Below are 21919 nucleotides of genomic sequence, written 5' to 3'. Positions count from 1 at the left end.
TTGGTTTGTTGGAACGCACGAAATTGGTGGAAATCAAAACATCAGGAAAATCGACCGCACTTGAGGCATTTGTCCTTGGTTTAACTTTTAGTCTTGGTTGGACACCTTGTATTGGCCCGATTCTGGCTTCCGTATTAGCTTTATCAGGCGATGAAGGCTCTGCACTTTACGGTGCATCAATGATGTTTGTTTATGTACTTGGTTTAGCAACGCCTTTTGTACTGTTTTCGTTCTTCTCAGACAGCTTGCTCAAACGTGCCAAAGGGTTAAATAAACACTTAGATAAATTTAAAATCGGTGGCGGAATTTTAATTATCGTGATGGGTATTTTATTAATTACGAATAATTTTTCGTAAGACATAACCTCAACAAAAGAAACCTATAAAAGGAAAAAAGCAATGAAAAAACTACTATCAATATTTCTAATGGCATTCAGCCTAAACGCTTTTGCACAAACTAATTTGGCGGATGTGCAACTCAAAGATTTAAACAATCAGCCAGTTACTTTAAGCCAATATAAAGGCAAACCTGTGTATGTAAAAATGTGGGCATCTTGGTGTCCGATTTGTTTGGCAGGATTAGCTGAAATTGATGATTTAAGTGCGGAAAAAGATCGCAATTTTGAAGTGATTACCATTGTTTCACCCGATCACAAAGGCGAAAAAGACACCGCTGATTTTATTGAATGGTACAAAGGGCTAGAATATAAAAATATTAAAGTCTTGCTAGATGAAAATGGTGAAATTATTGATCGTGTTCATGTTCGAGGTTATCCGTTTAATCTATTTTTAGATACTAATTTAAATGTGAAAAAAACAGTGCCAGGGCATTTAGGCGCAGAGCAAATAAGCAAGTTTATTGAGAAATAAAGCAAAAAGTGGCTGGTAATTAAAATTTAACCAGCCGCTTTTTTATTTCTGGCATAACGTAGATATTCTTTCATTGGGAATTTGGTAGATTGATAAAAAGTATATATTATAAATAGTACTTAGATATTGATATGGTCTTTACTTTTACAAACGAGATAAAAGTAATATTTGTGAAGGATACAATGGAAGAAATAATTAACGGACTACTCATTGTGCTTGTGCCTATGGTGTTGGGTTACTTAGTCAAAATACAGAATCAAAATGCGTTGGCATTCATTAATAAAATTGTGATGTTATTGCTTTACATCATTTTGTTTATGATGGGGTTTATGCTTGGCCAACTAGAGCATTTAGAACAAAAATTGCCAATTATTGGTATGACCGCTTTAGGGCTGTCCGTTATCATTCTGACTTGTAATATCGTAGGTTTGGCTATTTATGACCGTACTTTGCCTAAGCCAATTAATTATTTACAAGGAGAATTGCCATCTCGTTGGCATTCGTTAATAGACTCAATTAAATTATTAAGTGCGGTGATTATCGGCATTGTTTTAGGTTGGTTGTGCAATGATTGGTTACATTTCCCAAATGGCTCTAATCTTTACGTGCTTATTGCATTGATCTTTTTTGTGGGAATTCAACTTCGTAATAACGGCATTTCCTTGAAAGAAGTCTTATTAAATAAGCAAGGTTTAATGATGGGGGCAATTTTTACCCTAAGTTCTTTAGTCGGTGGTGTTATTTCGTCATTTTTTCTAAGTATGCCGATTACTCAAGGTTTAGCCTTTTCATCGGGATTTGGTTGGTATTCTTTATCAAGCGTCGTGCTGACAAATGCTTGGGGACCTATGCAGGGGAGTATTGCCTTTTTCAATGATTTATCGCGTGAAATATTGAGCTTATTTTTAATTCCATTGTTTATGCAACATTATCGCTCTACAGCTATTGGGATTACAGGCGCAACGGCATTAGATTGCACATTGCCGATTATTCAAAAATCAGGCGGAATTGAAGTGACGCCTATCGCCATTTCTTTTGGTATGGTGACAAATTTATTACCACCGCTGTTATTAGTCTTTTTCTCGAGTTTTCCAATTTGATAAATCGTTAATTTTAAGACAAAAGAAAAAGGGAAATCAGATGATTTCCCTTATTTTTACGTTATCGTTACTTTTTCCAAATAACGTGAAATTCGCGATCTTCTTCTCGGTGAGAAATTAAGAATTTAGCAAATACATCATCCATTTCATCTTGTTCATTGACTAAGCCCACCCACACTTCAGCGTATTCTTCAGGGTCAATCAGTACACCAATTTCTTCTTCCCAATTATCAGCGGTTTCAACAAATTCTACACCACCGCGTTCTTCAAATTGTAGGTTGAATAAAAGAATATCGGCAGGATCTAAGTTTTCTCCAGCCATTTCTAAGAAAATATCGTAAGCAATATCAATGGCTGTATCGGGATCAAGTTTTTTAATTTCTGTTGTCATAGTGTTTTAAAGGTTATGGTTAATAAAAGTGCGGTTAAATTTTTTCTTTTTTTAAGCGTTTTATTCCATATTGGTTGGAAGTTTAATTTCTCGGATATTCATCGAAAAACCATCAATCATCAATAAGCGTCCGCACAAATTCTTACCGATTTTTAACCGCACTTTAATAGCTTCTAAGGCTTGAATCGTGCCCACAATACCGACGATTGGTGCAAGTACGCCTGCTTCCACACAGCTTAATACATTTTGCCCAAATAATTTGCTGAGATCACGATAAGTTGGTGTATTCGGTTCATAAGTGAAAACGGAAACCTGACCTTCCATTCGAATCGCTGCGCCAGAAATAAGAGGAATTTTTGCATGATTACATTGGCGATCCAACTGATTACGGATTTCCACATTGTCTGTACAATCTAAAACAATATCAAAGTGCGGAATGATTTCAGCCAGTTTTTCTTCGTCCAACTTCGCATTAATCGTCTCGATGTTTATATGTGGATTGATTTGTTCCAGTGCAATTTTAGCTGACTCTACTTTGGGCATATTCAAGCGTGCATCACAATGCAAGACTTGGCGTTGAAGATTCGAAAGAGAAACTTTATCGAAGTCCAACAGTGTTAAATTTCCAACGCCTGCCGCTGCGAGATATTGGCTGGCTGCGCAACCTAAGCCGCCAAGCCCAACGATCAGCATTTTGCTTGCTTTGAGTTTTTCTTGCCCGTCAAAATCTACGCTTTTAAGAATAATTTGACGGTTATAACGCAATTCTTCTTCGTGACTAAGTTCGATCATTTTTTATCCTAATAAATGATTGAAAGGCTCAATTGTCACGGTTTCACCTGCAGTGACATTGCCACGTTCTTGTTCTAAAACGATAAAACAATTGCTTTTTACAAAAGCGCTAAAGAGATGAGAGCCTTGAAATCCCACTGATCGCACTTCAATTTGACCTTGTTCATTGACGTGATAAAAACCCCGTTGGAAATCTAAACGACCAGGTGATTTTTTCAAATTTGTTGTGGCAATAGCTGAAAAGTGCGGTGGTTTTTTCCATTGTTTCTGGCCTTGAAGTTTAGCAATGAGTGGCTGAACAAGCTGATAGAATGTCACTAATGCGGAAACGGGATTTCCAGGTAAACCACAGAACCAGGCATTTTCTAATTTACCAAAAGCGAATGGTTTGCCAGGTTTGATTGCAATTTTCCAGAAATTTACTTGGCCTACTTTTTCCAATACCGCTTTAGTGAAATCCGCTTCACCAACGGAAACACCGCCACTGGTAATTACTAAATCAGCTTGGCTTTGTGCGGCAATAAATGCTTTTTCAAATTCCGCTTCGTTATCAGGTAATAGTCCTAAATCAATGACTTCACAGTTTAGTTTTTCTAGCAGTAATTTTACGGTGAAACGGTTGGTGTCATAGATTTGTCCGCTTTGCAATGGCTTGCCGACTTCGACAAGTTCATCGCCAGTTGAGAGTACGCCGACTTTTAATTGGCGATAGCATTTTACTTCTGCAATGCCTAGAGAGGCTAATAATGGCAAGGAAACTGGGGTGAGCGGTGCGCCTTGTTCTAATACGACATCACCTTTCTTTACATCTTCACCAATACGACGAATGTTTTGGTTTGGTTTAGGCAATTCACTAAAAGTGACGGTGCCGTCTTCATTGAGCGTCACTTGCTCTTGTATTATCACTGCGTCTGCGCCTTCAGGAATCATCGCGCCAGTCATAATTCTGACCGCACTTTTTGATGGCCATTCCCTTTGGAATGGATTACCTGCAAAAGATTTTCCTGCAACTGAAAGGGTTAAAGATTGTTGTAAATCCGATAAACGTACAGCATAACCATCCATTGCTGAGTTATCGAAAGAGGGAACATTGATAGGCGAAATAATATCTTCTGCACAAATTCGATTGGCGGCTTCTTGTAAATTTAGGTATTCAGTTTGAGTTAGGAAGGGAATCTGTTCGAGCATTTTCGAGCGAGCTTGATCCAATGTAAGCATAGAAAATCCTTATTTGATAAAATTTGTCAGCTATTTTATATCTAAAGCCTAATTCATTCAAATTTGCAATTTTTCTCATTTTACCATCACATTATCCTTTGCTAGAATAGCCGATTATTTTTTTAGGAAAGACTATTATGAGCAAAATTTCACCGGATGCACAGAATGTAAGAAATGCCTTGATTGAAAAAGGTATTGAAACGCCAATGATTGATCCAACACAGGCTAAAGATGAACGTCGAGAAAGCATTGCAAAACACATGCATGAAGTGATGAAGTTGATTGGATTAGATTTGCGAGATGATAGTTTAGAAGAAACGCCAAATCGTTTAGCCAAAATGTTTATTGATGAGATTTTTAGTGGAATGGATTATGTGAATTTTCCTAAAATGACGAAAATCAAAAATCAAATGAAAGTCAGCGAAATGGTACAAGTGAATGACATTACGCTAACAAGTACTTGTGAACATCATTTTGTTACGATTGATGGTAAAGTTTGTGTGGCGTACTATCCAAAAGATTGGGTGATTGGTCTTTCTAAAATTAATCGAATTGTTTCATTTTTTGCTCAACGTCCACAGGTTCAAGAACGCTTAACTGAACAACTTTTGACAGCATTTCAAACAATTCTTGAGACAGATGATGTCGCGATATATGTGAAAGCGACCCATTTTTGTGTGAAAGCGCGTGGTATTAGAGATACGAATAGTTATACTGTCACATCTGCTTATGGTGGCGTATTCTTAGAAGATAGAGATACTCGTAAAGAATTTTTAGCAACAGTTCAGAAGTAAAAAATAGTGAATAAAATAGCCGCACTTTAATATCAGTGCGGCTATTTTTATATTTATCTCGAATAGAAAAGTGCGGTGAAATTTATCCGCACTTTTGGATTGTAGATTATTTAGCTGCTTTTAATTCTTGATAATATTGTTCATAGAATTGAATTGCATCGCCAACGTCATCTTGCCAGTGGCTATTTTTTAATACATCAGCTGGTGGATAAATCGCTGGATCTTCAGTGATTTCTTTTGGTAATGCCTTTTTCGCTTCTAAGTTAGCTGTTGGATAGCCAATTGCTAAGGTTAATTTTTCTGCAGCTTTAGCACCTAACATATAGTTAATAAGTTTATGTGCACCATCTGGGTTTTTAGCGGTTTTAGGAATTGCTAGAGTATCAACCCAAAGTACAGGCCCTTCTTTCGGGAATACCATGTCTAAAGGTGCTTTTTCTTTTTTAGCAATACGTACCGAACCATTCCATAATTGACCTACTTCAACTTCACCTGAGATGAAAGAGTTCGCAGGGTTATCGGAATTAAAAGAAAGTACGTTTGGACGTAATTTCAATAATTCTTCATAGGCTTGTTTGATAATGGCTGGATCTTGAGTATTTGGATCTTGACCAATTTTCAATAAAGCGATGTTGAATACTTCGCGCGCATCGTCTAATAACTGAACTTTGTTTGCAAATTCAGGTTTCCACAAGTCGGCCCAAGAAGTGAATTGAGTTCCTTTATAAGTGTTGGTATTGAATGCAATACCTGGTGCACCTAATAATTGTGGAAGAGAGTATTTGTTACCTTTATCATAAGGTTTATTGAGCCAATCAGGGTCTAATTCTTTAAGAACAGGCAATTTGCTGTGATCTAGCTCCATTAACATGCCTTCTCTAGACATCTTAGAGACGAAGTAGTTAGATGGTGCAATCACATCATAGCCACCTGCAGCACCTTGAGTTTTGAGTTTTGCATACATTGTTTCGTTTGATTCTAGGCTTGAAACGATAACTTTGATGCCAGTTTCTTTAGTAAATTCATCTAAAAGACCATCTGGTACGTATTCAGTCCATGTGTAGAGGTACACAGTGTCATTGGCAGTAGCCGGAGATTTTGCAGCTTCAGCTTTGCTATCTTTATCATTACAAGCAGTTAAAGTTGCAGCTACTAAGCCTGCAGTAATTAAACCTGCGAATTTTTTCATTTTTGTTTGTTCTCCGTAAAGAGTCGTAAAAAACCACCTGCCGAATGACAGGCATAAAAAAACGCCTTGATTGTGCGTCAAGGCGTATTCTATTTTAAATTCAAAGGTTTGTGAAACCTTTTGTTTATTAATGGTTATTTTTTCGTGTAATTAGCTGGCTTAAAACGACAAGAGCCAGTGAAAGCACGATCATAATTGTTGCTAAAGCATTAACTTCAGGTGTTACGCCGGTTTTCACTAGGGAGAATATTCTCAATGGTAAGATTTCATAACTTACACCGCTGACGAATGATGAAACCACAACATCATCTAATGAGATAGTGAAACTTAACAACCAACCAGATACAACTGCAGGTAATGCTAAAGGAAGGATAATTTTACGTAAAATAGTCACTTCGCTTGCGCCTAAGTCTTTCGCCGCTTCTAACATTCTAGAATCAAAGCCATTTAAGCGAGAGAAGATAGTTACGGTCACATACGGTAAACAGAAGGTCACATGGGCCAGTAATAAAGACCAGAAACCTAATGAAATACCGACAACCATAAATAATGCAAGTAAAGATACTGCCATTACAATATCTGGTGACATCATAACGATAAATAACATACCGCTTACCGCTTGTTTACCGCGGAATCGATAGCGGTAAAGTGCGATTGCTGTTAATCCACCTACAATAGTAGCTAGTGTAGCCGCAAAAAATGCAATAGTTACTGAATGAATCGCAGCTTGTATTAAGGTGTCGTTATTAAATAAACGCTCGTACCAGTTCCAGCTAAAGCCTTTCCAACTTAAACCATAACGATCTTCGTTAAAGGAATTGGTGACCAAAATAATAATTGGGATATACAAATAAGCGTATACCACAAACATAAATGCATTACGTAGTAAACGACTCATTATTCTAACTCCACTTTCTTATTTAATAGTTTATTCGCACGGTAGTATACGAAAATCAACAACGCCATTAGAACAGTTAAACCAATACTGATTGCAGAACCAAATGGCCAGTTACGAGAAATTAAGAATTCGCTCTTAATTACGTTACCAACTAGCAATACTTTTGCTCCGCCAAGTAAGTCTGCAACGTAGAACATACCCATTGCCGGTAATAATACTAATAAACACCCCGCGATAATGCCTGGCATGGTTAATGGTAAAATGACACGGAAGAAACGTTGGAATGCATTTGCGCCTAAATCTCTTGCAGCCTCTAATAAGCGACCGTCTAATTTTTCAATCGCAGAGTAGAGTGGCAAAATCATAAATGGCAATAGTAAATAAACTAAGCCAATGATTACCGCAATTTCTGTATTTAAAATGCGAATTGGTTCACTCAAAATTCCCATGTCCATCAACATAGTGTTAAGTACACCTTTCACACCAAGAAATACTTTCATTCCATAAATACGGATCAACGAGTTTGTCCAGAATGGTAATACCACAAGGAACAATAAGAGCGGTCGATATTTAGGATTAATTTTGCTCATCATGAAAGCAAATGGATAGCCAACTAATAAGCAAATAATGGTAGCTATGCCCGACATATACAATGAATTCCACACAACTTGAGCATAAAGCGGATTAAACAAGTTTGTGTAGTTTTCAATGGTGATTGGGAAAGCGTAAAAGTCGCTACCGTCTCTAGTCAGAAAACTTACGGCGAATACCAATAAGTTTGGAATCAACACAAAGAAGATGAGCCAACTGAAGATAATCGCAACAGTAATTTTCTGGAATTTATTATTGATTATCTTCATCGTTGAGAACAACCTCCCAGCCTTCATGCCATGTGATGCCTACGCGTTGACCTACGCTATGATCCATATGTGGGTCATCTTCGTTAAAGAATTCACTTACGAGGACACGCATGCCATTATGATCAAATTCTACTGTTGATTCTAATGTCATTCCTTTGTAAGTGCGGTCAACAATGTGGCCGATAATCGCTTTAGAATGTTCATTTTCATCTAATTCTTCAATCACGATATCTTCAGGACGAAGGAGTACTTGAAGTTTTTGATCTTTCTCAACAGGCATGTCTGTGTAAATATCACAAACTCGACCTTCAACATTAGCCAGTACAACTTGTTCTGACTTACGTTCAATCACAGTCGCTTCAAATACGTTAATTTCACCAATAAAACGAGCAACGAATAAGTTAGCTGGATCTTCATAGATTTCACGTGGAGAACCATCTTGTGCGATTTTACCTTTACGTAATAACACGATGCGATCAGACATTGTAATTGCTTCTTCTTGATCGTGGGTGACGAAAATAAAGGTAATGCCAAGCTGACGTTGTAACATTTTGAGTTCATTTTGCATTTGTTTACGCAATTTGTAATCTAATGCAGATAAAGACTCATCAAGTAACAACACTTTTGGTTTATTTACTACAGCGCGAGCGATGGCAATACGTTGTTGTTGTCCACCAGAAAGTTGGGTTGGTTTACGATCTACCATTTCTTCTAGCTGTACCATACGCAAGGCTTCTAAAACACGCGGTTTAATTTCGTCGTTTGGTACTTTTTGCATACGCAAACCAAAAGCCACGTTCTCAAAAATTGTCATATGTGGAAATAGCGCATAGCTTTGGAATACCGTATTAATATGACGTTTTTCCGCTGGTACATTGGTGATATCTTCACCATCTAAAATAATGCTACCTGAATCTAATTCTTCTAAGCCTGCAAGTAAGCGTAAAACTGTGGTTTTACCACAGCCTGAAGGGCCGAGAATAGTGACAAATTCACCGTTATTAATTGTAAGATTGAAATCGTTAATAATGGTGTTAGAACCATAGGATTTTTTGATTGAACGAAGCTCAATAATAGGCTTGTTTTGAAGCTGATTTTCCACTAGCTTTGGTTTTCTCCCTAATTTCACCAATGATTTGGTACTGAGTAGAAATAAAACCTGCAAGACTGCAGGGGCGACATATAAAAATAGACGCCTATGATATAGTGAATTGTTAATAATTAAAAGGACTTAATACCTTAGAAAGTAAAAAAACTGCCGTTCATAAAAATAACAAGAAATTTAACCGCACTTTAGATGAATTTTACTTCGTTAATTTTATAAATATTGTTATATATCAAGATGTTTTCTATTTTTCTCGTTAAACTAAAAAAGATATTTTTAAAAGGAGCGAGAATATGATTTCTCAAATAGATAAAATAGAACTTTTAGAACGATTTTTACATTATGTGTCTTTTGACACTCAATCAAAACCTAATGCTAAGCATTCCCCTAGCTCTGTCGGGCAAATGAAGTTAGCCATGCAGTTGCAAAAAGAATTAGTCCAACTTGGTTTGGAGAATGTTGAAGTCAGTAAATACGCGGTTGTGACAGCATTTTTACCCGCTAATGATCCTAGCTTAACGAAAACCATTGGTTTAATTGCGCATCTTGATACATCGCCACAATGTAGTGGTAAAAATGTGCGCCCAGAAGTGATAGAGCAATATCGAGGAGGAGATATTGCATTAGGTATTGGCGAGGAGTTTATTAGTCCTGTTTATTATTCTTTTATGCAAAAATTGGTGGGGCATACTCTGATTGTTGCCGATGGAACGACTTTGCTTGGGGCGGATAATAAGGCAGGAATTGCAGAAATTATGACCGCACTTTCCATTCTTCAGAAAGAGAATATTCCTCATTGCAATATTCGTGTTGCTTTTACGCCTGATGAAGAAATTGGCTTGGGAATCCATTATTTCCCAATGGAAAAGTTTTCCTGTGATTGGGCATATACCATTGATGGTGGCGAAGTAGGGGAATTAGAATACGAAAACTTTAATGCGGCAACGGCAAAAGTGCGGTTTTTCGGGCGGAGTATTCATCCTGGTTATGCAAAGGGAAAAATGGTGAATGCACTGACTTTAGCTTGTGAATTTCAGCAAGTTTTTCCTGTTGATGAAGTACCAGAAAAAACGGATGGGAAAGCGGGCTTTTATCATTTAGAAGATTTTTCTGGCGATATTGAGCAAGTAGAGCTCACTTATTTGATTCGTGATTTTGATGAGCAGAATTTCGCACAAAGAAAAGCTTTTATTCAAAGTCAGGTGGAAAAATTTAATGCTAAAAAAGGTTTGAAAAAGCCTATGGAGTTAGAAATTCAAGATAGCTACCAAAATATGTATGATGTGGTAAGAAAGGTTCCTCAATCAATTGAACTTGCTGATCGAGCAATGAAAGCGGTAGGGGTTAAACCAAATCATAAGCCTATTCGAGGCGGTACAGATGGGGCATTTTTAGCCTCTAAAGGTTTAGCATGCCCAAATATTTTTACAGGTGGCTATAATTTCCATAGTAAACACGAGTTGGTTTCTTTACAGGGCATGGAAAAGACGGTTCAAGTAATTATCGAAATGCTGAAATGTAAAGATCTGTAAAGAGGCGTAAAGATTTGTAAAGAAATGTAAAGATTTCTCTTGCTATTCTTTAGATTAATCAATATAATGACCTTGTTTTATCGAGATTCCTTTGATAAAGCTAAACTTTAGAGATTTTATTCATAAATTCCTTTTTGATGCCCCTAATTATTTAGGGGCTTTTTTTTACCTATTGTAAATGCGTTGTGTCATTTAGTTTTTTAAGGCTAAAGCCTTTTTCACTGTCATAATGCATGATGCTAATAGCAGTATTTAATAAAGATACTGATTTATCTTTATCTCGGTGATTTTGCCAAGTTGCGCCATTGAGTAAAGCAATCAATAGACGCAAGGTATGGCCATGCGATACCACTAAAATATTCCCTTCTTGATGAATCTTAATAATATCTTGTAAAGCTACGATAGCGCGTTTGGCTAGTTGTTCATAGGTTTCTCCACCATTCGATTCAGCTTTATAGTTTGCAGGATCATTAATCATTTGTTGGAATTCGGGCAAAGGTCGGATCAGTTCCACATTTGTTCCTTCCCAACTACCAAAATAATGTTCATTTAATCCACGATGTTGGAATAAGGGAATGTTTCGATCGCCAATAATATAATTGGCCGTGTCAATGGTACGTTGTAAACAGCTCGAATAGGCCGCAATAAAATCGACATTTTGTAAAGCTTGCCCAGTTTTGACCGCACTTTGAATGCCTTCTTCTGTTAATGGAGAATCTCCACTGCCTTGCATTAATCCTTGTTCGTTCCAAACAGTGCGGCCATGACGAATAAAATAAAAAGTAAGTTGTTTTTTCATTTTTAGGAATATTTATTGGTAAGGTTTATACCTTAATGAGGAATGTAATATTAAAAAGGGCGTTTAAAAACGCCCTATGTTTAGTTTTATTAACGAGAGTAATATCCCGCCATTGAGCTATATACCGCATTTTCACTTTGCAACACTTGATATTTTGCATTCAAAATTGCAAGTTGTGATGATTTTTCAGTATTGGCTGCAACTAACCATTCGCGCAATTCGGATACGCCCGCATTATAGCGATTTCGATAATATTGCGTGATACGCTGATTGTAACTGTGGGTTTGCTGTAAATTACTTAATGTGCTTTGCGCTTGGGTAAAGGCAAAGTAGTTGGTATCCACATTATTGAGAGCCGTGGTAATACGTTGTTCATAATTTAAACGCGCGGTTTCATAGTCAGCTTCAGAAATTTTAACGTTCCATTTTACGGTGTTCCAATTTAAGAATGGCAAGCTAATTCCGACTGTGCCAGCAGCCACAGGATTGTGTAACGCAGTACCAACAGTACTTGCTGTTGAAGATAGACTTCCACCTAAATTAACTTCTGGGAACCAACTTTTTTGAGTTGCTTTCGCATTTTTGAATGCACTACTTAAACGGAATTGTGCTGCTTTTACATCAGGACGATTTGCAATCACAGATACAGGAACATTCAAATTCATCCCTGCTGTTTTCACATTCATAATATGAGGGAATGTGATATTTAACGCATCGTTTGGTTTTAAATTCAGCAGATTGCGTAAGGTTTGTTCTGCCGTTTTGCGTTGTGTTTCAAAATTTAATTTGTTATTACGCGCTGTTAATACTGCTTGTTGCGCTTGATCTACGCTAACTGCATCAGCCACACCTTGCGCTAAACGCGTTTGCATAATATTACCAATGTCAGTGTAATATTTGATCGTTTCGTTGGTTGTGCTAATTGCATCATTTAAATAAGCAATTTGATAATAAGTCGTGACTACAGAATTGATTAATGATAAACGAGCCGATTCCATGTCTTCTGCGGTTGCTTTGTGCGACCATTCCGCTGCATCAGCAGCATTGGCTAAACGTTGCCAAAGATCCAATGTATAGCTCACATTTAAAGAACCTTTGTGTGAAATGGTAGAGTTTGCACTGGTATCAACTCGACGTTGTGCCGCAGATGAAGTTGAACCATTAAATGCAGGCACTAAATTTGCACCCACTAAATTTGCGCTATAAAGCGCACGATTTACCGCTACAGCTGCTTTAGCTAAATCTTTGTTGTTTATTAACGCTTGTTCTACTACGCGATTTAATTGCGCATCGTTATATAATGACCACCAATTTTCTTTTACATTATATTGCTTGGTAATTTCTTCATATTGCTTGTAATCTTCAAGGCTAGCTTGATAAGAATCGCCAATATTGGCACATCCCACCAATGCACCAGACATCAACAAAGCAAGTGTGATATTTTTCATTTTAAACATTGAGTTTTCCTTCTTACGAAAATGAGTGGAAAGTGCGGATGATTTTAACCGCACTTTTGTGTTTTACAAAATTATTCCCTTGCGAACCCAATTATAAAACAAACCACTGAACGATTGTTCATGAAAGGCGGCATTGTAATGATTTATTCTATTTTTTGCACGAAAAATCTTGCTGTTAAACACAAAATGCTGAAAAAGTCATAAGCTATTAAGTATAAAGTGCGGTTAGTTTGGCGATCAAATTCACAAAGCCTTGCTTTTCGTATAGAATGGCAAAATTATTTTTTCTATTTATGAGAAAGTTATGAGCAATACAGAAATTCTAGAAAGTGCAGAAAATACTCGCACTCACAATTTTATTACCCAAATTATTGATGAAGATTTAGCTTCGGGTAAACACAAAAGTGTGCATACCCGTTTTCCGCCTGAACCGAACGGTTATTTGCATATTGGTCATGCAAAATCGATTTGCTTAAACTTCGGCTTAGCAAAAGAATATAACGGTTTATGTAACCTACGTTTTGATGATACCAACCCAGTGAAAGAAGATGTGGAATATGTGGATTCCATCAAAGCTGACGTGGAGTGGTTAGGTTTTAAATGGGAAGGCGAACCCCGTTATGCATCTGATTACTTCGATGAGCTTTATGGTTATGCGATTGAATTAATTAAAAAAGGCTTGGCGTATGTGGATGAGCTTTCTCCAGAAGAAATGCGTGAATATCGCGGTACATTAACTGAGCCAGGTAAAAACAGCCCATATCGTGACCGCACTATTGAAGAAAACTTAGCTTTATTTGAAAAAATGAAAAATGGCGAATTTGCCGAGGGTAAAGCAAGTTTACGCGCAAAAATTGATATGGCTTCGCCATTTATGGTAATGCGTGATCCTGTAATTTATCGCATTAAATTTGCCAGTCATCATCAAACAGGCGAAAAATGGTGCATTTACCCAATGTACGATTTTACTCATTGTATCTCTGATGCGATTGAGCGTATTACACATTCTCTATGCACATTAGAGTTCCAAGACAATCGTCGTTTATATGACTGGGTGTTAGACAATATTAGTATTGAACGTCCATTACCGCATCAATATGAATTTTCACGTTTAAATTTAGAAGGCACGTTAACGTCTAAACGTAAATTATTGAAATTAGTGAATGACGGTATTGTGGATGGTTGGAACGATCCGCGTATGCCGACGATTTCAGGTTTACGTCGTCGCGGTTATACACCTGCTTCGTTACGTGAATTTTGTCGCCGTATTGGTGTGACTAAACAAGATAACGTGGTGGAATATTCTGCACTTGAGGCTTGTATTCGTGAGGATTTAAACGAAAATGCACCACGCGCAATGGCAGTGATTGATCCTGTTCGTGTCGTGATTGAAAACTTTGAAGGCGAAGAAACCTTAACGGCACCAAATCACCCGAATCGTCCTGAATTAGGTGAGCGTCAATTACCGTTTACGAAAGAGCTTTATATTGATCGTGCAGACTTCCGTGAAGAAGCAAACAAACAATATAAACGCTTAGTGTTAGGCAAAGAAGTGCGTTTACGTAATGCTTATGTGATTAAAGCTGAACGTGTCGAAAAAGATGCAAATGGTGAAATCACCACGATCTTCTGTACCTATGATCCTGAAACTTTAGGTAAAAATCCAGCGGATGGTCGTAAAGTGAAAGGGGTAATCCACTGGGTTTCTGCTACACATAATCATCCAGCTGAATTCCGTTTGTATGATCGCTTATTTACTGTGCCAAATCCAGGTGCTGAAGATAATATTGAAAGCGTGTTAAATCCACATTCTCTCGTGGTAAAACATGGTTTTGTAGAACAAAGCTTGGCTAAAGCAGAAGCAGAGAAAGGCTATCAATTTGAACGTGAAGGTTATTTCTGTGCGGATAGTAAAGATAGCCGTCCTGAACATTTGGTATTTAACTTAACAGTAAGCTTAAAAGAAGGCTTCTAATTTTAATCAACCAAGTGCGGTCAAAATAAATGCGATTTTGACCGCACTTTTTTATTTGTATCAACTATGCAACTTGAACCTAATTTTTGGCAAACAAAATCACTGCTTGAAATGACCGAATCTGAATGGGAAGCCTTATGTGATGGCTGCGGCAAATGCTGTTATCGCAAATATATTCAAGGGCGAGGCAAACGTCAAAAACTTTATTATACCCGAATTGCTTGTAACCTTTTAGACGTGGAAACCGGAAAGTGCGGTAATTATTCAGAGCGTTTTAAAATTGAAACTGACTGCACCAAACTCACCAAAAAGAATTTACCTGATTTTCATTGGTTGCCTGATACTTGCGCTTACCGTTTGCTTTATGAAGGAAAAACACTCCCTGAATGGCATCCACTCATTTCTGGCCATGCTGACTCATTGAAAAATGCTGATGTTTTAATCAAAAATGGTGTGCATGAACGCGATGTGATTGATTGGTTTGAGTTTGTGATTTAAGTTTTTATAAAAAACTAGCGTTATTTGTGTAATTATTTATAATTTCATACTGGTAGTAACGGCTTATGAAATCCTATAGAGTCTTATCTGCTTTAAAGTATCGTATATTTAATTGATTATAGAAGGAATTATGACAATGCTACAACCTAGTGTTAACCGATTAGAAAAAGAAATTTCGAATAAAAATTATGAAGGTGCTTGCCAAGAACTTTTTAGTATTTTACGAAAAATTGATGACAATTTTGGTGGGATTGAGGGAATTGAATTCGATGCACCAGAACAACTTTCTAATTTACCAGAAAAAAATATCCAATATTTTTGTACCCGAGTTGCTAATGCGATAACAGATTTATTTATGGATCCTAATTTAGAGCTTTCAGAAAACGGTGCATTAGGCTTTCTTGCTTTCCAACGTTGGCTAACACTTATTTTTGCGAGTTCTCCTTATGTGAATGCGGATCATATTTTAAGAACTTATAATACAAACCCTGATCCTAAAGGTGATATGCATCTAAATACTGATTTTTCTTCTTTTGCGAAATTCTGTATTTTATATTTATCTGAATCAAATATTAATATTAATTTGGATGCGCTTTGGGAAATAAATAAAGAGCTTTGTGCATCTCTTTGCTTTGCTTTGCAATCACCACGTTTTATTGGCACTGGTACCTCGTTTAATAAAAGAGCGATTCTTTTACAATGGTTTCCTAAAAAGTTGGCTGAATTTGAAAATTTAGATAAATTGCCTTCTAGTATTTCTCATGATGTGTATATGCATTGCAGTTACGATTTTGCTCAAAATAAACATGATGTAAAACGTGCCCTAAATCAGGTTATACGTAAACATTTGTTAGCTCAGGGGTGGAAAGATCGTGAAATAACTTCATTAGGTAAACGTCGTCGTAAACCTGTTATGGTGGTGCTTTTGGAGCATTTTCATTCCGCACATTCTATTTATCGAACTCATTCTACATCAATGATTGCTGCACGTAAGAAATTCCATTTGGTTGGTATTGGTGGAGAGGCAGTGGATCAGCTTGGACGCGAGGTATTTGATGAGTTTTTCCAACTTGAAGGCGATACAATGTTCCAACGTCTTGAATTTATTCGTGGAAAATGTGAAGAATATGGCGCAGCTGTTTTTTATATGTCAAGTATCGGTATGGATTTAACAACAATTTTTGCAAGTAATACACGCTTAGCTCCAATTCAAGCAATAGCATTGGGGCATCCAGCAACAACTCATTCTGATTTCATTGAATATGTGATTGTTGAAGATGATTATGTAGGCTCAGAAGACTGTTTTAGTGAAACATTACTCCGTTTACCAAAAGATGCACTACCTTATGTGCCGTCAGCATTGGCACCTGAAAAAGTTGATTACTTGTTCAGAGAAGAACCCGAAGTGGTAAATATCGGTATTGCTGCAACAACAATGAAATTGAATCCAACATTCCTTGAAACATTGAGAATAATTCGTGATAAGGCTAAAGTGAAAGTTCATTTCCATTTCGCACTAGGGCAGTCTTTCGGTATTACACACCCTTATGTTAAGTGGTTTATTGAGCAGTATTTAGGCGATAGTGCAACGGCTCATGCTCACGCGCCTTATCATCAGTATCTCAGTATTTTACACCAATGTGATATGATGCTGAATCCATTTCCATTTGGTAATACAAATGGAATTATTGATATGGTAACACTTGGTCTAGTTGGTGTTTGTAAGACTGGGGATGAAGTACATGAACATATTGATGAAGGGTTATTCAAACGTTTAGGCTTACCAGAATGGCTTATTGCACAAAGTGTGGAAGAATATATTGATTGTGCAGTAAGACTTGCAGAAAATCATAAAGAGCGTCTAGAGCTTCGTTGTCACATTATAAAAAGCAATGGTTTAAAAACACTTTTTAAAGGTGATCCTAGCCCTATGGGTAAAGTGTTATTAGAAAAAGTAAAGGCGTTAAAATTTTAATAAGATTTTATTCACGAAAAATTTAGTTTTATATTTAGCCTCTAAAAGTTAGATTTTACTTAACTGATTAGAGGCTTTATTTTGACGAAGATCACACTTTTAAATAAAGCCGGTTGTCATCACTTTCAGCTTAGTTATAATCCCTAACAAGAGTTATACAGTTGTCATGTGGTGTCTATGCAAATCTCGGATTTTCTCAAACAAAAAGCGGAAAAATGCGGTATCGCGCTTTCTCACTATGATATTGATGGACATCTTATTTTCGCAGATGAAAAGACGGTTTCAACTTTTGTTGATCTTTTGCAGCCTCCGCCAAAAGCGAAAGGACAGTTTGACGATGTACTGGCTGCATTTGAAAACGAACCGATTGATTATCGACTCAATCGTCTAGATTTGCCACCATCTGCGGAATATCGTTATCAGCTGATTGATGAATCTAATGTCATTCTGTTAGAAAAAACACTTTCAAATTTATCCGCACTTTCCTTGCCGCCACTTCCTTTTGGCTATTATCAATTATCTATTTTTTCCGATACTGAACAGTACTGCGTTCGTTTACTTATTTCTCCTAAAACAGCTTTTCAACCACCCGTATTAAAAAATAAAAAAGTATGGGGCGTGAATGTGCAACTTTATAGTTTACGCTCAGAACAAAATTGGGGCATTGGCGATTTTGGTGATTTAGCTTATTTGATCGAACAAAGTGCAAAACAAGGTGCAGATTATGTAGGAATTAATCCATTACATTTGCCGTATCCTGCTGTGCCAAACTGGGCCAGTCCATATAGTTCATCTTCTCGTCGTTGGTTGAATTTTTTATATTTGGCCATTCCAGAGTTACCAGAATTTAAGCGTTGCCGTTCAGTGCAAAATTGGTTTAAGCGTGAGGATATTCAAGCAAAAATTGGCGCTTTGCGTGAAAGTGATTGCGTCGATTATTCTTCAATATTGGCTTTAAAATTAACCGCACTTGAGTCCCTGTTTGATTTCTTTCAACGTAGTCAATCCGCTGAAATTGTGACACGTCGAAAAATCTTTGCTGATTATTTAAAAAATAAAGGTGAACCTTTGTTGTTACAGGGCTTATTTAATGTATTAGATTTACAAGAACATGCTGACCATCAAGCAGAAGAAAATAGCATCGGTTGGCTTGGCTGGCGTAAGGAATGGCAACATTTAAGTGCAGCAAAAAGAAAAGCCCTATTAAAAACACACCATGAGCAAATCCAATTTTTTGCTTGGTTGCAATGGCTCACGGAAGAACAGCTTTCCGCATTACAAAATCTTTGTAAACAATCTGGTATGAAGTTGGGTATTTATGGCGATTTAGCGGTGAATAGTTCTCGTGGCAGTGCTGATGTATGGAGTGATCCAGATTTATATTGTGTAAATGCCTCTATTGGCGCGCCACCCGATCCGTTAGGCCCAGTAGGGCAAAATTGGAATTTGCCACCTTATAATCCAACCGTGCTAAAAGTACGTGGCTTTGCACCATTTATCGATATGCTACGTGCCAATATGCAATATTTCGGTGTGCTACGCATCGATCATGTTATGGGCTTATTCCGTTTGTGGTGGATTCCAGAAGGAAAAACCGCGGCTGATGGCGCTTATGTTCATTATCCTTTTGATGAATTAATGGCGATTCTTGCCATTGAAAGTGTACGCAATGAATGTTTGATTATCGGTGAAGATCTCGGCACCGTGCCTGATGAAGTGCGGTGGAAATTAAACGAGTTTCAAATTTTCTCTTATTTTGTATTGTATTTCGCCCAACGAAATGGCGAATTTCCTCGTATATCTGATTATCCTCGAAATGCTTATGCCTCTATTGGCACGCATGATGTTCCCTCATTACAAAGTTTTTGGCATTGCCGTGATTTAGAATTATTTAATCAACTCGGTATTTTAAATGGAGAAGTGCTCAAGCAAAAATACGATCAACGCGTCATGGATAAACAAGCCTTATTAAATAGTTTACATCGTGATAATTATTTACCGCCGCATTATGAAGGCGATGCGCTTTCTATGGCGATGCACGATCATTTAAACCGAATGATCCATCATTATTTAGCGGAAAGTAACAGCCGATTGATTGGTGTGCAATTAGAAAATTTACTTAGCCAAGAAATCAGTTTTAATTTGCCAGGCACCTCAAATGAATACCCAAACTGGTGCAAGAAACTTGCTCAACCGTTAGCGTTTATTTTTAGCAATGAAGCTTTAAAAACGTTCTTTGTGCAAATTAACCAAGGGCGAAATGTATAAGGAGTAAATATGACAACCGCAGTAACACAAGCAATTATTGATGGTTTTTTTGATGCGAGCAATGGCGATCCTTTTGCTACGCTTGGTATGCACGAAACTGAGCGAGGAATTGAAATTCGTACGTTATTGCCAGATGCCAATCGAGTGGTGGTGATTGAGCGTGAAAGTGGTAAAGAAATAACGGAACTGGATTGTGTCGATGAGCGTGGCTTTTTTGTTAGTGTTATTCCAAATTGTCGTCATTTTTTTGCTTATCAATTACAGGTTTTTTGGGGCAATGAATCGCAAATAGTCGAAGATCCTTATCGTTTTCATCCTATGATTGATGATTTAGAACAATGGCTACTTTCTGAAGGTTCTATGCTTCGCCCCTATGAAGTGCTTGGGGCGCATTTTATGGAATGTGATGGTGTGAGTGGGGTGAATTTCCGCTTGTGGGCACCTAATGCAAGACGAGTTTCTATTGTGGGTGATTTCAACTATTGGGATGGTCGCCGTCATCCTATGCGTTTTCATCTAAAAAGTGGTGTGTGGGAGCTCTTTTTACCAAAAGCCAGTTTAGGACAACTCTATAAGTTTGAATTAATTGATTGCCATGGCAATCTTCGTTTGAAAGCCGATCCCTTTGCCTTTAGTTCGCAACTTCGCCCTGATACAGCATCGCAAGTGAGTGCATTACCAAATGTGGTGGAAATGACGGAACAACGTCGTCAAGCAAATCAAGCGAATCAACCGATTTCCATTTATGAAGTGCATTTAGGATCTTGGCGTCGTAATTTAGAAAACAATTTTTGGCTAGATTACGATCAAATTGCTGATGAATTAATTCCTTATGTAAAAGATATGGGCTTCACCCATATAGAATTTTTACCGCTTTCTGAATTTCCATTTGATGGTTCTTGGGGCTATCAACCACTCGGACTTTATTCGCCCACCAGTCGCTTTGGTTCACCCGAGGCATTCCGTCGTTTAGTAAAACGTGCACATGATGCGGGAATTAATGTGATTTTAGATTGGGTGCCAGGTCACTTCCCAAGTGATACGCATGGTTTAGTCGCGTTTGATGGCACGGCTTTGTATGAGCATGAAGACCCTCGCGAAGGCTATCATCAAGACTGGAATACCTTGATTTATAACTATGGGCGTAATGAGGTCAAAAATTTCTTATCCAGTAATGCACTGTATTGGCTTGAACGTTTTGGTGTAGATGGTATTCGCGTGGATGCTGTGGCTTCGATGATTTACCGCGATTATAGTCGTGCGGAAGGTGAGTGGATTCCAAATCAATATGGTGGACGCGAAAACTTAGAAGCCATTGAATTTTTAAAACATACCAACTGGAAAATTCACAGCGAAATGGCGGGAGCGATTTCTATTGCGGAGGAATCAACCTCTTTTTCTGGTGTGACTCACCCGAGTGAAAATGGTGGATTGGGCTTTAATTTTAAATGGAATATGGGCTGGATGAACGATACGCTCGCCTATATGCAGCTTGACCCAATTTACCGCCAATATCATCACAATAAAATGACCTTTGGGATGATGTATCAATACAGTGAAAATTTTGTGCTACCGCTTTCCCATGATGAAGTGGTGCATGGCAAATATTCGCTCCTCGATAAAATGCCGGGAGACGCATGGCAAAAATTTGCGAACTTACGCGCTTACTACGGTTATATGTGGGGGCACCCGGGTAAAAAATTGCTCTTTATGGGCAATGAATTTGCTCAAGGTCGTGAGTGGAATTACGAAGAAAGTTTGGACTGGTTCTTGCTGGATGAAAATATCGGTGGTGGCTGGCATAAAGGCGTATTGAAATTAGTAAAAGACTTGAATCATATTTACCGAGAAAACTCACCGCTCTTTGAATTGGATTATTCACCTGAAGGCTTTGATTGGCTTGTCGTTGATGATGCGGCAAATTCTGTATTTGCTTTTGAGCGTCGTAGCTCAAATGGTGAGCGCATTATTGTCATTAGCAACTTCACACCTGTGCCTCGCCATAATTACCGTATTGGGGTAAATGTTGCAGGCACTTATGAAGAAATTCTGAATACTGATTCTATGTATTATCAAGGCTCCAACGTGGGCAATTTTGGCTATGTAACAAGTGAAGAAATTGAAAGCCATGGACGAGATAATTCGATTTCGATTTCTATTCCACCATTGGCGACAGTTTATTTGAAATACAATTTGTAA

19 protein-coding genes are annotated in these 21919 nt (G+C 37.6%); 10 read left to right on the top strand and 9 right to left on the bottom strand.

The features are described 5' to 3' along the window. From AAX15_RS08855 to AAX15_RS09565, 3 genes are all read left to right on the top strand, one after another. Positions 1-356: cytochrome c biogenesis protein CcdA (locus AAX15_RS08855; protein ID WP_046940110.1), on the top strand; the 356-nt coding region annotated here is incomplete at its 5' end. Positions 357-398: 42 nt separating this feature from the next. After that, a complete protein-coding gene (locus AAX15_RS08850; protein ID WP_046940109.1) occupies positions 399-869 on the top strand; it encodes a redoxin family protein in 471 nt (156 codons plus the stop codon). A gap of 182 nt (positions 870-1051) precedes the next feature. After that, entirely contained in the window at positions 1052-1969 is a 918-nt protein-coding gene (locus AAX15_RS09565) for a LysO family transporter (protein ID WP_046940108.1), read from the top strand. Between the two features lie 67 nt (positions 1970-2036). On the opposite strand, the gene AAX15_RS08840 is transcribed toward AAX15_RS09565, so the two are convergent. From AAX15_RS08840 to moeA, 3 genes are read right to left on the bottom strand one after another with little or no spacing between them, the layout of a single operon-like run. Next, entirely contained in the window at positions 2037-2360 is a 324-nt protein-coding gene (locus AAX15_RS08840; protein WP_005641855.1) for an HI1450 family dsDNA-mimic protein, read from the bottom strand. A 60-nt stretch (positions 2361-2420) separates the two neighbouring features. Further along, on the bottom strand, positions 2421-3152 hold the full coding sequence (gene moeB / locus AAX15_RS08835; RefSeq protein ID WP_046940107.1) for a molybdopterin-synthase adenylyltransferase MoeB: 732 nt from the start codon (positions 3150-3152) through the stop codon (positions 2421-2423). Between the two features lie 3 nt (positions 3153-3155). After that, positions 3156-4370 carry a molybdopterin molybdotransferase MoeA gene (gene moeA / locus AAX15_RS08830; RefSeq protein ID WP_046940106.1) on the bottom strand — a complete coding sequence of 405 codons (1215 nt, stop codon included), beginning with the start codon at positions 4368-4370 and terminating at the stop codon, positions 3156-3158. 137 nt (positions 4371-4507) lie between these two features. On the opposite strand from moeA, the gene folE reads away from it, so the two are divergent. After that, a complete protein-coding gene (gene folE, locus AAX15_RS08825; protein ID WP_046940105.1) occupies positions 4508-5164 on the top strand; it encodes a GTP cyclohydrolase I FolE in 657 nt (218 codons plus the stop codon). Positions 5165-5270: 106 nt separating this feature from the next. On the opposite strand, the gene AAX15_RS08820 is transcribed toward folE, so the two are convergent. The 4 genes from AAX15_RS08820 to potA form a co-directional block, all read right to left on the bottom strand. Beyond that, the gene (locus AAX15_RS08820; protein ID WP_046940104.1) at positions 5271-6353 is read right to left on the bottom strand and encodes an extracellular solute-binding protein; all 1083 of its coding nucleotides are present in this window, start codon (positions 6351-6353) and stop codon (positions 5271-5273) included. Between the two features lie 127 nt (positions 6354-6480). Next, complete coding sequence (gene potC, locus AAX15_RS08815) at positions 6481-7251, bottom strand: spermidine/putrescine ABC transporter permease PotC (RefSeq protein WP_005628794.1); 771 nt, start codon at positions 7249-7251, stop codon at positions 6481-6483. Further along, positions 7251-8111, bottom strand: a complete 861-nt coding sequence (gene potB, locus AAX15_RS08810; RefSeq protein ID WP_005638601.1) for a spermidine/putrescine ABC transporter permease PotB — start codon at positions 8109-8111, stop codon at positions 7251-7253. Before potB ends, potC begins: the two co-directional genes overlap by 1 nt. Then, positions 8095-9213, bottom strand: a complete 1119-nt coding sequence (gene potA / locus AAX15_RS08805) for a spermidine/putrescine ABC transporter ATP-binding protein PotA (RefSeq protein WP_046940103.1) — start codon at positions 9211-9213, stop codon at positions 8095-8097. The genes potB and potA overlap by 17 nt, the downstream gene beginning before the upstream one ends. Positions 9214-9509: 296 nt before the next feature. Here potA and pepT point away from each other — a divergent pair, with 296 nt between their 5' ends. Further along, positions 9510-10748: a peptidase T gene (pepT, locus tag AAX15_RS08800; protein WP_046940102.1), complete on the top strand. Its 1239-nt coding sequence runs from the start codon at positions 9510-9512 to the stop codon at positions 10746-10748. A gap of 169 nt (positions 10749-10917) precedes the next feature. On the opposite strand, the gene AAX15_RS08795 is transcribed toward pepT, so the two are convergent. Then, positions 10918-11547, bottom strand: coding sequence for a histidine phosphatase family protein (locus tag AAX15_RS08795; protein WP_046940101.1), 630 nt, complete (start codon positions 11545-11547; stop codon positions 10918-10920). An 89-nt stretch (positions 11548-11636) separates the two neighbouring features. Continuing rightward, positions 11637-13004, bottom strand: a complete 1368-nt coding sequence (gene tdeA, locus AAX15_RS08790; protein ID WP_046940100.1) for a toxin/drug exporter TdeA — start codon at positions 13002-13004, stop codon at positions 11637-11639. 304 nt (positions 13005-13308) lie between these two features. Here tdeA and glnS point away from each other — a divergent pair, with 304 nt between their 5' ends. From glnS to glgB, 5 genes are all read left to right on the top strand, one after another. Next, positions 13309-14979 carry a glutamine--tRNA ligase gene (glnS, locus tag AAX15_RS08785; RefSeq protein ID WP_046940099.1) on the top strand — a complete coding sequence of 557 codons (1671 nt, stop codon included), beginning with the start codon at positions 13309-13311 and terminating at the stop codon, positions 14977-14979. A 66-nt stretch (positions 14980-15045) separates the two neighbouring features. Next, positions 15046-15477 (top strand): YcgN family cysteine cluster protein, encoded by a 432-nt coding sequence (locus AAX15_RS08780; protein ID WP_046940098.1) that lies wholly within the window; start codon positions 15046-15048, stop codon positions 15475-15477. A 130-nt stretch (positions 15478-15607) separates the two neighbouring features. Continuing rightward, complete coding sequence (locus AAX15_RS08775; protein ID WP_046940097.1) at positions 15608-17452, top strand: UDP-glucose:protein N-beta-glucosyltransferase; 1845 nt, start codon at positions 15608-15610, stop codon at positions 17450-17452. A 177-nt stretch (positions 17453-17629) separates the two neighbouring features. Continuing rightward, complete coding sequence (malQ, locus tag AAX15_RS08770) at positions 17630-19720, top strand: 4-alpha-glucanotransferase (RefSeq protein ID WP_046940096.1); 2091 nt, start codon at positions 17630-17632, stop codon at positions 19718-19720. Positions 19721-19729: 9 nt separating this feature from the next. Next, positions 19730-21919, top strand: coding sequence for a 1,4-alpha-glucan branching protein GlgB (glgB, locus tag AAX15_RS08765; RefSeq protein WP_046940095.1), 2190 nt, complete (start codon positions 19730-19732; stop codon positions 21917-21919).

The sequence above is a fragment of the Haemophilus haemolyticus genome, assembly GCF_001008275.1.
In the GTDB taxonomy this organism is placed as follows: domain Bacteria; phylum Pseudomonadota; class Gammaproteobacteria; order Enterobacterales; family Pasteurellaceae; genus Haemophilus; species Haemophilus haemolyticus_P.
The sequence above is the reverse complement of the archived record's forward strand: the minus strand, read 5'-3'. Positions and strand labels throughout refer to the sequence as shown.